Raw genomic sequence first — 16171 nt, forward strand, 5'->3', positions numbered from 1 at the left:
GATGTCCAACGATGTGCCGCGGCTCAGGCGAAAGCCTGGATGACGCGGGACGCAATTTGTTCGAGCGGCCGGATTTCCACCGCGGCCTGCATGGCTGCGGCTGCCTTCGGCATGCCATAGACGGCGCTGGTGGCCTGGTCTTGTGCGATGGTGAGGCAACCGCGCTCGCGCAGCGCCTTCAGGCCGCGCGCGCCGTCCTGGCCCATGCCGGTCAGCAGCACGCCGACCGCCGCACCGCGCCAGTGCTGCGCGACGCTGTGAAAGAAGACGTCGATCGAAGGCCGATACAGGCTTTCGCGCGGGCAGTCCGTGTACCGGAGGGTACCATCGTCGCACAGCGCGAGATGGTCATCCGTGCCCGCCAGCAGGATCTGGCCGGGCAGCGGCCGTTCGCCTTCCCGCGCCAGCCTGACCGGCAGCGGCACCTGGTCATTGAGCCAATCCGCCATGCCCGCAGCGAATGACGCGTCCACATGCTGCACCAGCACGATGCCGGCCGGAAAATCCAGCGGAAGATCCCGCAGCAACTGGGCCAGCGTCGCCGGGCCGCCGGCCGACGCGCCCACCGCCAGCAGCCGGCGCGCGCCTGCGGGCGCCGCGGGCTTGCTGACCGGCGTCAGCGCCGGACGGTTGCCGTAACGGCCGATCAGCCAGCCGATGTTGCGGATCTTGCGCAGCAGCGGCGCCGCCGCCGTGCGCATGTCGGCGGCGCCGACCACCGGCGTGTCCACCGCATCCAGCGCGCCGTGGCCCATGGCGTCAAAGACCCGCGATGTGTGGCCCGCCACGTCGGACGTCACGACAACGATGGCGCAGGGGGCTTCGGCCATAATGCGGCGCGTGGCCTCGACGCCATCCATGACGGGCATGATGAGGTCCATCAGCACGACATCGGGACGGTCACGGGCGCATTGCTGGACGGCCTCCAGGCCGTCGGAAGCCGTCCATGCGACCTCCAGGCCGGGTTCCAATGCAATGACTCGCCGCAGGACTTCGACGGCGAGGGGCATATCGTTGACGATCCCGATTCTCACGTCCGTGCCTTCCCGATGAGGTCTTCAACGGCGTCGAGCAGCGCATCATCATGGAAGCTGCCCTTGGCCAGATAGTAGTCCGCGCCGGCATCCAGCCCGCGCTGCCTGTCCTCTTCCCGGTCCTTGTACGACACCACCATGACGGGCAGGGTCTGCAGCTTGGGATCCGCCTTGATCCGCGACACCAGCTCGATGCCGTCCATGCGCGGCATGTCGACGTCGGTCACGATCAGGTCGAAGTCCTCGGTGCGGAGCATGTTCCAGCCGTCCATGCCGTCCACGGCGACCGCGACATCGAATCCGCGGTTCAGCAGGAGCTTGCGCTCAAGCTCGCGAACCGTCAATGAATCGTCCACCACAAGCACGCGCTTGCGGCGGCGCGCGGCGGCCGCGCCCGACCCGCCGTCGACCCGCGACAGCCGCCCGCCCTCGATCAGCTTCTGGACGGACACCAGCATGTCCTCGACGTCCAGGATCAATAGCGGCGTGCCGTCATCCATGAGCGAGCCCGCCATCACGTCCTGAACCTTGCCCAGGCGGGGATCCAGCGGCTGCACGACCAGCGTGCGCTCGCCCACGTAGCGGTCCACGGCAATGCCGTAGAGCCGGTCGTGGTCACCCACCACCACCACGGACAAGGTATCGGCGGCCGGCGCGGCCTCGCCGGCGCGCAGGATCTGCCGCGCCGACACCAGGCCGATCTGCCGGTCCTGGAAGCGGAAATGCTGCTGGCCTTCCAGCTGCTCGATCTCCTTGGCGTCCACCTGCAACGCATGGCTGACATAAGCCAGCGGGAACGCGTAGATCTCGTTCTGCACTTCGACCAGCAGGCTGCGCACTACCGACAGCGACAGCGGCATCTCCAGCACGAAACGCGTGCCCCGGCCCTGCTGCTGGTAGACCCGCACCGCGCCGCGCAACTGGCGGACCATGGTCTGGACCACGTCCAGCCCCACGCCGCGGCCAGAAATCTCGGTCACCTCGTCGCGCGTGCTGAAGCCCGACAGGAACAGGAATTCCAGCAGTTCGGCTTCGCTCAGGCGCGACGCGGTCTCGGCGTTGGTGAGCTTGCGTTCGACGACTTCTTCGCGCAGGTGGTCCAGCGAAATGCCGGAGCCGTCGTCAGCCAGCTCAACCAGCAGCATGCCCGCCGAATGGCGCGCCGAGAGCGTGATCAGGCCCTCGGCCGGCTTGCCGGCGCGTTCGCGGACCTCGGGCGCCTCGATGCCGTGATCCACCGCGTTGCGCAGCAGGTGCATGAGCGGCGCATCCAGCTTTTCGAGGATGTCCCGATCCACCTGCGTGTTTTCGCCCTCGATCTCAAGGCGAACCTGCTTGCCCAGCGAACGGCCCAGATCCCGCACCATGCGCGGCATGCCGCCCACGCCATCGCCAAAGGGCCGCATGCGGCAGGCGAGCGCAGTGTCATACAGGCGCCGCGTCAGGTGATTCATGCGCCAGCCAAATTCGTCGACTTCGCTGGTGCGTTGCGTCAGTTCACGCTGGCACTGTTCAAGGATGCGCTGGGCATCGTCCAGCGCGGCCTGGCCGCGCGCATCCAGTTGCTGCTCGGCCAGCACGGCCCGCAGGCCGTCCAGCGCGTGCGCCGCGCCCGATTGCATCCGCCGCAGCCGCAGCATGGCGGTGCTGAAAGGCCCCACCCATTGCGACTCGACCAGCGTCTCGCTGGACAGGCCGAGCAGCCGGTTCAGCGTGTCGGCGGTAACGCGCAGCACCCGCTCGCCCTCGCCCACGCTGCCGTCCGAACTGCGGCGCGATGGCAGCGCGGCGGGCGCGGGAGACTTTGCAGCGGGGGCCGGCGCGGCGACGGCGGGCTCGTCTTCGATCCGCACGATCGGGGGCAGGTAGTCGGACGGCCGCCCCGTGCGCGGCGCCGGGGCCGGCGTCGCGGCGGGCGTGCCGGGCGCTTTGGATAAGTTCGGGAGATTGGGCGCGCTGCTCAGCCTCGCCACCAGATCGCCGATCTCGGCGTCCAGTTCGACGCCGGGCGTGGCGACGCGTTGCAGCAAATCGGTGCCCAGCAGCAAGGCATCGATGTCGGCGGCTTGCAGGCGCAGGCGGCCTTCCTGCGCCGCCACCAGGCAGTCTTCCATGGCGTGCGCGATGCGCACCGCCGGATGCAGGTCCACGATGCGCGCCGCCCCCTTGAGCGAATGCGCGGCGCGCATGCAGGCTTCGAGGTGCGGCGCGGACGTGGGGTTCTTTTCCAGGGCGAGCAGCCCGTCGTTCAGCACCTGCACCTGGGTGCGGGTTTCGAGCTGGAACAGTTCGAGGAGCGACGCGTCGCGCATCTGATCGGGATTCACGCGAGGCTCCGTTCCAGTGCCTGCATCAGCAGGGTTTCGTCCAGCACGCCGACGGCGCGGCCGCCGCAGCGCGCCACGCCGCGCGAATACTTCAGGCTTGCGCCCTGCACCGTCGACGGCAGCGGCTCCAGCGCGTCCAGGTCCACCTCGTGCATGCCCTCGACCTCGTCCACGGGCAGCACCACGGCGCGGCCCGCGCCGCCGAATATCAGCATGCGCGCGGTGGCGGGACGCTCACGCGACTGCGGCGCCGCCGCGTCCAGCCCCAACAGGCGCTGCAACGACACGCACACCGTCAGCGTGCCGCGCACGTTGGTCACGCCCAGCACCGCCGGATCGCGCCGGTGCGGCAGGCTGATGATGCCCCGCGTGCCGGCCACCTCGTCCAGCGACCGGGTCGGCAGGCCCATCCATTCGCGGTGCAGCCGGAACACCAGCAGCGACGACAGATTGTCCGAATGCTGCGGCGGCGCGGCTTCGTCGGCCTCTTGCATGGCGGGCGGCAGGCGGTCAAGGATGCGCTTGGCCGCCTCGGCATACACCGGGCAGTTGCGGCAATGCACGTGCTCGGCAAGCTGCGGACAGCTTTTGTCGCCACGTATGCCAATGCGGTTCCAGCAGTCGTCCACGCCGGACAGCGCTTCAATAGCGTCAGTCACGTCGTGCCTCCCCGCGCGCCGCGCGCGCTTGCAGGCGGCGCGCGCCCTCGTGATCGCCATCGGAGGCCACCAGCGCGGCCAGGTGCAGCAAGGCCTCGCGGTGGTTCGGGTCCAGGTACAACGCCTTGCGGTACGCTGCCTGCGCCTGCCGCGACTGCCCTTCGGCGTCCAGCAGCAGCCCCTGCAGATGCAGCGCGTCGGCACTGGCGCCATGGATGTCGATGTGCGACTGGCACTGCGCCATCGCTTCGCGCACCCGGCCCAGGTCGGCCAGGGCGGCTATCTCGCGCAGCGACGTCTGCGCGGCCTGCCCCGTTGCGGCGGTGCGCGGTGCGAGTTGCGGTGCGGATGGCGGGTCGGCAATTGCCGCATGCGGCAACGGCAGCCGGGGCGCGGGCGCCTGCGCGACCGGGCGGCGCGGCGGCGTCCAGGCATGCACGATAGGTCCCTGGCTGGACAGCGGCGTGCGCGCGGCGGCCGGCATCTCTGCCGGCGCAGGCGCGGGTTTTGCGCGGAAAGCAAAAGACCGCGCCAGCGGCACGGAAGGCAGGCGGCGTCCGGTCAGAAGACTGGTTTCGGCAGGCCCGACGAACAACACGCCGTCGTCCCGCGCGAACCGGCGCAGCACCTGCACGGCCCGTTCCTGCGTCGCCATGTCGAAGTAGATCAACAGGTTGCGGCAGAACACGAAGTCATACGGCGCGGCGCCCGCCAGGAGGTTCGGATCGAACAGATTGCCGGACTGAAAACGCACCTGCCCGCGCACGCGCGCAGCCAGTTGATGGCCGTCCGGCACCTCTGAAAAATGGTGGTCGCGGAACGCCAAGTCGCCCCCGCGGAACGAATTGCGTCCGTAGACGGCGCGCTGCGCGAATTCGACCATGCGCACGCTGATATCCACCGCGTCCACATGGAACCGGTGCGGCGGCACGCCTGCATCCAGCAGCGCCATCGCGATGGAGTACGGCTCTTCTCCGCTGGAGCACGGCACACTCAGCACACGCAGCACGCGGGCGTCGCAGCCCGGCGCAAACAGGCGGTCGCGCGCCAGCTTCGCCATGGCGGCCTGGGATTCCGGATACCGGAAGAACCAGGTCTCGGGCACGATCACGGCCTCGATGAGCTGCTGCATCTCGTCGGGCCAGGCCTGCACGCGCATCAGATAGTCCTGCTCATCGTCCACGCCCGCCGCGTGCATGCGGTGCCGCACCGCGCGCTCGACGGCCGCCTGGCCGATGGACCCGCTGTCCAGTCCCATGCGGCGCTTGAGCAGGCCGCTGAATTCCTCGACCAGACTCATGGCTGCGCCTCGGCTGTCGACGCGTCATTGCCGGACGGAAACAGCAGCGCCCGCACGAAAGCGGGCAACAGGTCATTCACGGATACCGCCTGCACCATGCCTTGCGCGTCGTTCAGGACCGGACCGAGATAGCGCGCCTCGGCATTGTCCAGCGCATGCGGCTGAAACGCTGCCGGGTCATAGTGGACGGTTTCCGTGGCCTGTTCCAGGATCAGCCCAAGCAGGCGCTCGGCGTCTCCGTGATCGGGCCGGTAGCGCACCAGCGCAAGTCGCGTGCTGGTGACGGCGGCAAACGCACCCGCGCCTGCCAGCGCGCTCATGTCGATGACCGGCACGGCAATGCCGCGGCGCTCCATCATGCCGGCCACCCAGTGCGGCGCGCCCGGCACCTGCTTGAGGACTCGCAGCCCCAGCACTTCGGCGATATCCCCGGCATCCAGCGCATAGCGATCCGCGCCAATTCTGAAAAGCAGATACAGCCGGCGCGCGGGGCCGGCATGGCCCGCGGCGGTGCGTGCGCGGACGGCAGGAGCAGTCATGGAAACGATCACACCTTGAAGCGCGACACGCCGCTGCGCAGGTCGTTGGCCACCAGCGTCAGCTCTTCAATGGCAAGGCTGGACTGCCGCAGCGACTCCACCGTCTGCTGTGCCGCGTCGCTGAGCTGCTGCAGGGCCTGGTTGATCTGTTCGGCCCCGGTGGCCTGCGCCTGCATGCCCTCGTTGACCATCTGCACGCGCGGCGCCAGCGTCTGCACCTGCTGGATGATCTGCGACAACTGGTCGCCCACCTGCTGCATGTCGGCCATGCCGCGGCGCACTTCCTCGGAAAACTTGTCCATGCCCATGACGCCGGCCGACACCGACGACTGGATCTCACGCACCATCTGTTCGATGTCGTAGGTCGCCACCGCCGTCTGGTCGGCAAGGCGTCGGATCTCGGTGGCCACCACCACGAAGCCGCGGCCGTACTCGCCCGCCTTCTCGGCTTCGATCGCCGCGTTCAGCGACAAGAGGTTGGTCTGGTCCGCCACCTTGGTGATGGTCGTCACGACCTGCGTGATATTGCCGGCCTTTTCATTCAGCACCGCAAGCTTGGCGTTGACCGAGCCCGCCGCACCCACCACGTTGCGCATGGTGTCTTCCATGCGCGCCAGGCCGACCTGTCCGCTGCCGGCCAGCGTGGCGGTCTGTTCGGCCGCGCTGGAAACTTCGGTCATGGTGCGCACCAGTTCGCGGGACGTTGCAGAGATCTCGCGCGACGTGGCGCCGATTTCGGTGGTGGTGGCGGCCACTTCCGACGCGGTGGCCTGCTGCTGCTTGGACGTCGCGGCGATTTCCGTCACCGACGTGGCCACCTGCACGGCCGATCGCTGCGTCCGGGCGACCAGACCGGTCAGCTCGTCGACCATGCCGTTGAATCCCGTTTCGATGGCGTTGAACTCGTCGTTGCGCGCCAGCTTCAGCCGGCGGGTCAGGTCGCCGCTTCCCGTGGCTTCCAGGGTCTTCACGATGTCGCGCATGGGGTTGACGATGGCGCGCAGGAGCAGGAACCCGCACACGATGGACGCGGCGATGGCCATCGCCAAGGACACCAGCATGCCGGTCTCGGCGGCGTCCACCGACTCCTTGATGCTGACCGCGGCGTCGTCGGCCTGCCGCTTGTTTTCGGCAACCATCTTGGCCAGGGTATCGCGCCCCCGGTAAAACGACGGCCGCAGCTCGGACACGATGCGCGTTTGCGCGCGGTTCGGATCCGCCAGCATCGCGGGCGTCAGGATCTCGGCCCGGATGCGTTTGTACGCCTGCAGCTCCTTTTCGAATTCGTCGAACAGTTGCTGGTCGTCCTGCCGGGAGATGGTGCGCCGGTAGAACTCGATGTGCTCGTCAAGCTGCACATCATTGCGTGGCAGCGTCTCCAGCGCGGCGCGGCGCTCCGCCTCGGAGGACGCGTTGAAGGCGTCCTGCACCACCACAAACCCGCCGAACCACGACGCCCGGATCGACGTGCTGTAGTAGATGCCGGGCACGGCGTCGTTGTTGATCATTTCGGCTTGGGCTTCGACATGCAGTAGCCGCCGGTAGTCCACCACCACCATCAGCGTCATGATGGCGAGAACCGCCAGGAAACTGACCAGGATGCGCTGGCGGAGCGTCACATTCTTCATACCGGGAGACCTTTGTACTGTATCGACTCGTCGACGCCCTGGCGGGACGCCCCTGGGTTACTCCCGCGCCGGCCTACCCGCAGCCGGAGGTTTAGGCGGGAATGTGGGAAATTTCGACAATTATTACAAAGGTGCCGTGTCACAGCCATGAAAAACGCGGGAAAACGCAAAACATGGCTAGCTTGTCGGAAAAATGCAAAGGTCTATTACACAAAATCAATCGAAATTTGTGAGCATCGGTACGTGACGGTCATTGCGTAACGGTCATTACGCGACGCCCCACAGCGCCGCCGGCGGCCGCTCCTGCACCCAGTCGCGCGCCTTTTCATAGGCGTGAGCCAGTTGCAGCACGGCAAGGTCGCCCCGGGGCGGACCAATCAACTGCATGCCCATCGGCAGCCCTTCGGCGTTAAAGCCCACCGGCACGCTGATAACAGGGCAACCAGCCAGCGTCCACGGGGTCACTGTCTCCATCCAGCGGTGATAGGTATCCATCGGCCGGCCCGCGATCGCCTTGGGCCAATCCAGGTTCACATCGAACGGAAACACCTGCGCCGACGGCACCGCCAGGTAGTCGACGTCTTCAAACATGCGCAGCACGGTCTGGTACCACGCGCTGCGTTCCTCGGTCGCCTGATAGATCTGGCGGGCGGTCACGCCTTCCAGCCCTTCGACCTCCCAGATCAGCGCCGGCTTGACCAGCTTGCGGGTCTCGGGGTTGTTGACCAGGGCGTGGAACTGCCCGCCCACCATCAGGTGGCGGTGCGCCAGCCAGATGCGCCACAGCCGGTCGCCCGCGAAAGGCACCTGGTAGTCGTCGACCTGGCAGCCGGCTGTCACCAGGTCCTTCAGGGCCGCTTCGCAAAGGTCCAGGATGCCGGGCTCCATCGCCAGGTAGCCGCCCCAATCGCCCAGCCAGCCCACGCGCTTGCCGGACAAGTCCGCGTCCAGCGGCTGCGCGAACAGCGCCGGATCGTCCGTCAGCGACAGCGGCGCGCGCTTGTCGTGGCCGGCGATCACCGACAGCAGCAACGCCACGTCGCGCGGCGTGCGCCCCATGGGGCCTTCGTAGGAAAGCTGCTTCAGGAAGACCTCGGGCGACGGGCCGGAAGGCACGCGGCCGGCCGAGGGCCGCATGCCATACACGTTGCAGAACGCCGCCGGATTGCGCAACGAGCCGCCGAAGTCGCTGCCATCAGCCACGGGCAGCATGCGCGCTGCCAGCGCCGCCGCCGCCCCGCCGCTGCTGCCGCCGGCGGTCTTGGTCACGTCATAAGGATTGCCGGTGGCGCCATAGACCCTGTTGTAGGTGTGCGAGCCCAGGCCGAATTCCGGCACATTGCTGCGGCCGATGAAGATCGCACCGGCGGCGCGCATGCGCTCGACCAGAATCGAATCGTGCGCCGTCACCACGTCTTTGTAGACCAGCGAGCCCATCGAGGTGACCATGCCGCGCACAGCGGTCAAGTCCTTGGGCGCTTGCGGAATGCCGTGCAGCCAGCCCTGCCATTGCCCCGCGGCCAACTGCGCATCCCGCGCATCGGCCTCGCGCAGCAGCTCGTCGCTGTCGCGGCGCGCGACGATGGCGTTCAGCTTGGGATTGACCCGGTCGATATGCGCCAGATAGGCCTGCATCACTTCGCGGCAGGACACCCGGCGGCTGCGGATGGCGTCCGACAGCGCGTGCGCGGGCATGGCCACGATGTCATTGAGCGGGGCGGGGGTAGGCATGGGCGTTCGTCTCCTTGGCGCGCGCCGCGGATCCGCCGGGCGCGCGTATTGTCATTGGGCGCAGCGCGGCCGCCAGCCGCGCGCATCGCGACAATACTACGCAAATCGGCTGCCCCGCGCGCAGGGAACGACGGCTGCATGCAGCGCGGGCCGGCGCCCCGTCTACTGCCGCGCCAGGCCGTTCTTGCCGATCAGTTCCAGCAACCCGTCCGACAAGGTCCCACGCCAGCTCAGGTAATCGTGGCCGCCCGCCACCTCGCGATGGGTCACGAGATAACCCTTGGCCCGCAGCACGTCGCGCAGATGGCGGTTGGTCTCCAGGATGCCGGGCTGGCCGCCGCGCCCCGATTCGAACAGGCCCGCGCCCAGGAAGAACCGCACCGGCAGCGTGCGCACCGCCACGAATTGCCGCGTCAGCCACTGGTCTTCCTCGCCGGGCGGCGACCACCAGTACGACCCGGACTGGCTGAGCACGTTGCCGAAGACCTCGGGATGGCGCAGCGCCGCATACGAGGACGCAAGACCGCCATAGCTCGACCCGCCGATCACCGTGCGCGCCGCCGGCGCCGCAATGCCCTGCTTGCGCGCCCACGGCATGAGCTCGCGCGCCAGGAATTCGGCAAAATCCGGATTGGGCGGCAGCTCGCGGCCGCGCGAATCCGCGGTCGGGTTGTCGATCAGCAGCGCCGCCGTGGGCGGAATGGCGCCGGCCGCGATCATGTTGTCCAGGATGGTCGGCGTGGGCACGCGCCCCAGATAGGCGCCCGCGTCGAACAGCACCAGCACGTGGTTGTCCGCACCATCTGGCTTCCAGCCCGCCGGCCGGTACAGGTGAATCGTGCGCGTATTGCCCAGGATGTCGCTGCGCAGCTCCAGCGCCTCGACGCTGCCGGCGGGCACGTCCGCGCGCGGCTCGACCCACGGCTGCGGCGGCGCGTCCGCCAGTTCCATCACCGAATAGGTCTGGAACGCGTCGATGCCGCGCTCGGGATAGACCTTGGGATTGTTGGGGTCGGCCTGCGCCGTGGCAAGGATCGCGCGGCGCCGCGCCATGCCGGTCCCCGGGAGTTCCGGCACATCGGGCGCCAGCCGGTACGACAGGCGCGCCGTCTTCGGCACCAGGAAGCTCACGTACCAGACGTCGGTCTCGCCCAATCGCGACAACTGCGCGTGATCCGTCGACGGTCCGCCGAACAGGCGCACGTTGCGCTCCGCGCCCTGCCACAGAAAGGTCACGCGATCATGCGTGGCGGTTGCGGGCTCGATCAGCGGCGTGCCCTGGCGCTTCATCTCGTCCCAGAATGCGGCCGTCGTGCCGCCCTGTGCCAGCGTCTGCGCGAGCGCAGCCAGGCGCGGACTATCCAGCGTAGGCGCCGGCGCATGCTGCCCGGACAGCGGCAGGCGTTCGGTCACGGACCATTCATACGCGCCCTGCCCCTGCGCCCGTACCGTGTACGTTCCATCCGCCGGCCCCACCAGCATCAAAACGCCGGCCGGCTTTTCACGGTCGCTCAGCCGGCGCACGTGCCGCCCTTGCGGGTCCAGCAAATCCAGCGTAACACCGCTGTCCGCCGACCACGTCCCCGCGACGAACTCGCCCTTCTGCATGGGCAGCGGCTTGTCGGCGTGGGCCTGCGGCGTCACCGCGCCTTGCGCGGACTGTGCCGCCGCCAGGCCGGGCGCCGTCGCGGCCAGCGCGGCGGTCATTGCCGCTTTCAACGCAAGGGCCAATACCGCCGAAGTCAGGCCATTGCGCCGCCCGTTCATCTGTCGCATATCCATCCTGCCTTAATAAGAATGGATATCATTATTGCCTAAAACGGATGCTGATCCCGCCGGCGCACGCGTCCGAATAAATTCCGTCGCGTCGCTTGAGCCATATCAACCCGTGGGCTTCCGCCCTCGCCCTAAGATCGCCTCCTGCCCCCCCGCCCGGAGACCATCTTGACCACGCACGACATCGCCACCGACACCGACACCGCCGACATCTGCACCGAGGCCGAAATCCAGGACCTGGTCCACACCTTCTACGCCAAGGCGCGCGCCGACGACGCGCTCGGCCCCATCTTCAACGGCATGGTTCACGATTGGGACGAGCATCTGGCCACGCTCTCAGACTTCTGGTCCGCCGTCATCCTGGGCACACGCCGCTTTACCGGCATGCCCATGCCCAAGCACGCGGCCATGCCCAACCTGAAAGCCGAGCTCTTCGAACGCTGGCTGGTTCTGTTCAACGAGACAACCGACGCGCTGCCCAACCGCGCCTTGGCCGACGCCGCGCAGGAAATGGCCAAGCGCATGGCGCGCAGCCTTTGGTACGGTTATCAGTTGTCGCGCGATCCCAACCAGCCGCTGACCGAACTGCGTTCGCCGGCGCACCCCGAACTGCACTCCGATCTGCACCCCGAACCGCGCATCGCTTAGCGCCTCGCGCGCCTCGCTTCTCGCCTCGCACGTTCAGTCCACCCGCCACCACCCGGGCAGCAACCCGCGCACCTTGGCGCGCCGATAGCGGTCATCGATGAGGTGCACGGTGCCTTCATCGTGTTCGGTCCGGATGACCCGGCCCGCCGCCTGCACCACCTTCTGCATGCCCGGGTACAGATACGTGTAGTCGTAGCCGTTCTCTTCGCCATAGCGCAAGTCCATGGCGCGCTTCATGTTTTCGTTCACGGGGTTGACCTGCGGCAGCCCCAGCGTCGCGATGAACGCGCCGATCAGCCGCTTGCCCGGCAGGTCCACGCCTTCCGAAAACGCGCCGCCCAGCACCGCGAATCCCACGCCCTGCCCCGTTTCGCTGAACCGCGCCAGGAAGGCCGCACGTCCCGGCTCGTCCATGCCCGGAGTCTGCAGCCAGATTGGCACCTGGGGATGGCGCTCGCGCATCAGGTCGGCCACGCGCTTCATGTAGTCAAAGCTGCTTAGAAAGCCCAGGTAATTGCCCGGCCGCTCGGCGTACTGCCGGGCAATCAGGTCCGCGATGGGCGCCAGCGAACGCTCGCGATCGCGAAAGCGCGTCGACACGTTGCCCACGACGCGCACGGCAAGCTGCCCCGCCTGAAACGGCGCGGCCACGTCGATCCAGGGCGTGTCCTTCGGCAGGCCCAGCGTGTCCCGGTAAAACTGCTGCGGACTCAGCGTGCCGGAGAACAGCACCGTCGCGTGCGCCGTCGCGTAGCGCGCGGCCAGATACGGCGCGGGAATCACATTACGCACGCACAGCGTCGACGGCGGGGTCTTGGCGCTGCTGACGCCCGCCTCGCCCAGCGTGACGTCAAACAACGCATGCGAGCCAAACTGCTCGGCCAGCCGCATGAAATGCAGCGCCTCGAAATAGAACCCCAGCAACGGATCGTCCTGCGGCAGCGGCGTCTGGCCGATGAACTCGGTGATGGCCGCCACCGCCTTCTGCACCGCCGTCAGCACGCCGGCCGGCGCGGCGTCATACGCCTGATAGCGTTCAGTCTGCTTCTTGTTCAGCGCGTTCCACGACCGGTGCAGTCCGTCCAGCGACTTTTTAAGCGCCTTCGGCGCCGCATATCGCGCGGCGGTCAGCCGGTTTTGGTCGAGCTCGCCTGTGTACATGCGGCGCGCGCGGTCCACCAGGTTGTGCGCTTCGTCGACCAGCACGGCCACCTTCCATTGATGCGCCTGCGTCAGCGCATGCAACATGGCCGTGGCGTCGTAGTAATAGTTGTAGTCGCCCACCACCACGTCGCTCCAGCGGATCAGCTCCTGCGACAGGTAATACGGACACACGTCGTGTTCCAGCGCGGTGGCGCGCACGGCCGGCGCGTCCAGCCGCGTGTGTTCCAGCGCCGCGGCGCGGGCCTGCGGCAGGCGGTCGTAAAAGCCGCGCGCCAGCGGGCACGAATCGCCGTGGCAGGCCAGGTCCGGATGCACGCAGCTTTTATCGCGCGCCTGCAGATCCAGGATCCGCAAGCCCGGCTTGGCGGGCTGCGCATTGATGGTTTCCAGCGCTTCAACCGCCAACCCGCGGCCCGACCCCTTTGCCGCCAGGAAAAACACCTTGTCCAGGCCCGTGCCCGGACTGGCCTTGAGCAGCGGAAAAATCGTGCCCAACGTCTTGCCGATGCCGGTGGGAGCCTGTGCCATCAGGCAGCGGCCATCGCGGGCCGTGCGGTACACGGCCACCGCCAGATCGCGCTGGCCCGCACGAAACTCCCCATGCGGAAACGCCAGCATCTCAAGCGCCGCGTCGCGCGCCTGGCGGTGCGCCAATTCCGCCTTGGCCCACGCAAGAAAGCGCTCGCATTGCAGTTGGAAGAACGCAGCCAGATCCGCGGCCTCGTGCGTTTCCACCAGCACGGTCTCTTCCTCGGTCGCCACGTTGTAGTAGACCAGCGCCACCCGCACGTTCGCCAGGCTGCGGGCCTGGCACAGCAGATGGCCGTACACCTTAGCCTGCGCCCAATGCACCACGCGATGATTCTCGCGCACGCTGTCGAACTGTCCGCGATAGGTCTTGATCTCTTCGAGCTGGTTGGCCGCCGGGTCGTACCCATCGGCCCGCCCGCGCACCAGCAGGTCGCCAAACACGCCGGACAACGAGACTTCGGTTTCGTAATCCGGCCCGCGCCGCCCTGTCACCATCGCGTGTCCGGCCATGCCTTCCAGGCCGCTGGGCGCGGGCGTGAAACGCAGGTCCAGATCACCGGCCCGTGCCGTGAACTCGCACAACGCCCGCACCGCCACCGCGTAACTCATGCAGCCTCCTGCAACCAGCTCACGTGGCACACGCGCACCGGCATCCCGTGCGCCACGCAATACTGCAGCCAGCGGATCTGGTTGTCCTGCAGCTTGTCGCCCGGCCCCTTCACCTCGATCAATTCATAGCGGCGCTCGGCGGGCCAGAAGCGCACCAGATCCGGCAGGCCGGTCCGGTTGCCCTTCACGTCGCGCAGCAGCCGCGTAAAGAAGAGCTTCAGATGCGCGGCCGGCAGGCAGTCCAGCGCCTGCGCCAGCAACGTGTCGGACAAGGCGCCCCAGAACACAAACGGCGACTGCAAGCCCGCCTTGTCGGCGTACCGTTGCAGGATGACGTCGCGATAGGCGGGCGTATCCAGTTGCGCCAGGCAGGCATCGAAGTGCGCCTGCCGCCGCGCGTGAAAATCCGGCGCTTCCAGGTCGGCGGGCCCCCGTTGGAACGGATGAAAGAACGCGCCCGGCAGCGGCGCAAACACGGCCGGCCAGCAAAGCAACCCGAACAGCGAATTGATCAGCGCGTTTTCGACGTAATGCACCGGCGCGTCATCGTGATGCAGGTGATCGCGCGTTACGTATTCCACCGCGGACGGTCGCGCCGGGCGGGCTAGCGCCAGTTCCGTGCGGGGCAGGATGGGCGCCGCCGCACGTGCCGCCGCGCCCTGCCCCAGCCCGCGCCGCAAGCGCGGCATCATGCGCGCCACGCGTTGGGACTCTTCTTCGCTTTCGGGCGCGTCGGCGGCCGTCAAGGCCAGCGCCATCGCGTCCTCGAACCGCTGCATCCGTTCATACACCCGGATGCGCCGATGCCGCGCGCCCGGATAGCCACAGGCCGCGTACACGCGCTGGGCGGCGTCCCAGTCCTGCGCGCGTTCGCAGGCTTGTCCAATACGCAACAACACCTTGGCGCGGCGCTTTTCCAACCAGGCGTTGCCGCTGACGCACGCCTGTGCCGCGCGCAGCAGGTCGTCCACGGCCGCGCCCTCGTCCAGCGCCCGGCGGCACGCGTGCAGCGCCAGATAGCAGTCCACGTCCGCCCGCGTCTGGAATGCCCGCGACGCCGCATCGAACGGCACGGTCTCGTACTGGAACACGCCCAGGTCTGCCAGCACGAATTCCGACCAATCCTGATGCAGATTGCCGAAGAACATGAGGCGCAGCCGTTCGCAGCGGTCCGCCACCATCACGCGCCAGACGGCTTCCAAGAAATCGGGCGCCCAGCCGCAGAACGGCCGGGCGTCGGGCAATTCTGCCCGCAGCGTCTCCAGCATGTCGGCCTTGCGCGCGCCCGGCTTGGCTGCCGCCTGCGATGCGAACACGCGGCACAGCTCGGGCTTGGTCAATAGCGCAAACAGTTCATTCAGCGACATCGGCGCCCGCGTGTCCAGCCACCCCAGCGCTTCCAGCGCCGCGGCCGCTTCTTGGACGGCCGGGATCTCTTCGTACACCAGCCGGCTGGCACGAAACCACGGCCCGCGCCGCATCAGCATGCGCACCATCAACGCCTGCGACGCCTGCGGCAACGCTGCGAAATCCGCCAGAAAGCGGCAATCGTCTTCGTCCAGCAGGTCGGCGTAGCGGTCCGAGACCCACGCCAGCGCGCGCTGGAAATTGTGCAGATAGTAGTAACGGTGCGGGGGCAACATCGGCGGCAGCCGGGTGGACTGTTTATTTATCCAGTAATCATAGCAGGCCGGCCTGTCCGGATTCTGTCCAAGCGTGACGCACGATGGTCAGCCCCTCTGCCTGATCCGGCTCCACGAAATATGCCGTGATGGCGTCGTACTCGGCCTCGCTGGTGGTAAAGGGGTGCTCGCCCGATGCATTGCGCGCGCGCAGCCGAGCCTTGCAGACCGCGTCGGGCACGTCCAGATAATGCAGCGTGTGGGCGCACCCAGCCTCCTTGGCCACGTCGCGCAGCCACTCGCGGCTGCGGCGCGTGTTGGCCGGAAAGTCCAGCACCACCGACAGCCCCGCCGCCACCAGCGCCACGACATGGCTGCCCATGGCGTCGCGCAGGCGGCTGGCGCAGCGCCCGTAGTCCGTCACGTCCACGATTTCGCCCGGATACAGCGCCGCCAGCCAGCGGTCTTCGCTAAGCAGCAGGGCCCGGGGCTGCGCCGCCAATCGGGCAGCCAGCGTGGATTTGCCCGCGCCGATCTTGCCGCACAGGAAATGCAGCATGGGTTCGGCAGTGTCGTGGACGGTTGCAGGGGAAGGCATGGAAA

Annotated in this window: 12 protein-coding genes; 1 reads left to right on the plus strand and 11 read right to left on the minus strand. The window is 67.9% G+C overall.

The window, feature by feature from the left end:
- Positions 1-23: 23 nt before the first annotated feature.
- The 8 genes from ASD71_RS08505 to fes form a co-directional block, all read right to left on the minus strand.
- A complete protein-coding gene (locus tag ASD71_RS08505; RefSeq protein WP_056561987.1) occupies positions 24-1034 on the minus strand; it encodes a chemotaxis response regulator protein-glutamate methylesterase in 1011 nt (336 codons plus the stop codon).
- A complete protein-coding gene (locus tag ASD71_RS08510) occupies positions 1031-3361 on the minus strand; it encodes a hybrid sensor histidine kinase/response regulator (RefSeq protein WP_056561989.1) in 2331 nt (776 codons plus the stop codon). The genes ASD71_RS08505 and ASD71_RS08510 overlap by 4 nt, the downstream gene beginning before the upstream one ends.
- A complete protein-coding gene (locus ASD71_RS08515; RefSeq protein ID WP_056566616.1) occupies positions 3358-4020 on the minus strand; it encodes a chemotaxis protein CheW in 663 nt (220 codons plus the stop codon). The genes ASD71_RS08510 and ASD71_RS08515 overlap by 4 nt, the downstream gene beginning before the upstream one ends.
- A complete protein-coding gene (locus ASD71_RS08520; RefSeq protein WP_082578830.1) occupies positions 4013-5320 on the minus strand; it encodes a protein-glutamate O-methyltransferase CheR in 1308 nt (435 codons plus the stop codon). The genes ASD71_RS08515 and ASD71_RS08520 overlap by 8 nt, the downstream gene beginning before the upstream one ends.
- Entirely contained in the window at positions 5317-5859 is a 543-nt protein-coding gene (locus ASD71_RS08525) for a chemotaxis protein CheW (RefSeq protein ID WP_056561991.1), read from the minus strand. Before ASD71_RS08525 ends, ASD71_RS08520 begins: the two co-directional genes overlap by 4 nt.
- Positions 5860-5867: 8 nt before the next feature.
- Complete coding sequence (locus ASD71_RS08530) at positions 5868-7487, minus strand: methyl-accepting chemotaxis protein (protein WP_056561992.1); 1620 nt, start codon at positions 7485-7487, stop codon at positions 5868-5870.
- 267 nt (positions 7488-7754) lie between these two features.
- On the minus strand, positions 7755-9218 hold the full coding sequence (locus ASD71_RS08535; RefSeq protein ID WP_056561994.1) for an amidase: 1464 nt from the start codon (positions 9216-9218) through the stop codon (positions 7755-7757).
- Positions 9219-9380: 162 nt separating this feature from the next.
- The gene (fes, locus tag ASD71_RS08540; RefSeq protein WP_235512051.1) at positions 9381-10925 is read right to left on the minus strand and encodes an enterochelin esterase; all 1545 of its coding nucleotides are present in this window, start codon (positions 10923-10925) and stop codon (positions 9381-9383) included.
- A 237-nt stretch (positions 10926-11162) separates the two neighbouring features.
- On the opposite strand from fes, the gene ASD71_RS08545 reads away from it, so the two are divergent.
- The gene (locus ASD71_RS08545) at positions 11163-11642 is read left to right on the plus strand and encodes a group III truncated hemoglobin (protein WP_235512052.1); all 480 of its coding nucleotides are present in this window, start codon (positions 11163-11165) and stop codon (positions 11640-11642) included.
- A 33-nt stretch (positions 11643-11675) separates the two neighbouring features.
- Here ASD71_RS08545 and ASD71_RS08550 read toward each other — a convergent pair whose 3' ends face one another.
- Genes ASD71_RS08550 through ASD71_RS08560 form a run of 3 tightly spaced genes read right to left on the minus strand, consistent with a single transcriptional unit; the run spans position 11676 to position 16166 of the window.
- Positions 11676-13946: an ATP-dependent DNA helicase gene (locus ASD71_RS08550; RefSeq protein WP_056561998.1), complete on the minus strand. Its 2271-nt coding sequence runs from the start codon at positions 13944-13946 to the stop codon at positions 11676-11678.
- Positions 13943-15589 (minus strand): VRR-NUC domain-containing protein, encoded by a 1647-nt coding sequence (locus ASD71_RS08555; RefSeq protein ID WP_056562000.1) that lies wholly within the window; start codon positions 15587-15589, stop codon positions 13943-13945. Before ASD71_RS08555 ends, ASD71_RS08550 begins: the two co-directional genes overlap by 4 nt.
- 37 nt (positions 15590-15626) lie before the next feature.
- Positions 15627-16166, minus strand: a complete 540-nt coding sequence (locus tag ASD71_RS08560; protein ID WP_056562002.1) for an ATP-binding protein — start codon at positions 16164-16166, stop codon at positions 15627-15629.
- Positions 16167-16171 lie beyond the last annotated feature (5 nt).

Origin of the sequence: Achromobacter sp. Root565 (assembly GCF_001427425.1) — a bacterium.
Classification (GTDB): Bacteria; Pseudomonadota; Gammaproteobacteria; order Burkholderiales; family Burkholderiaceae_B; genus Achromobacter; species Achromobacter spanius_D.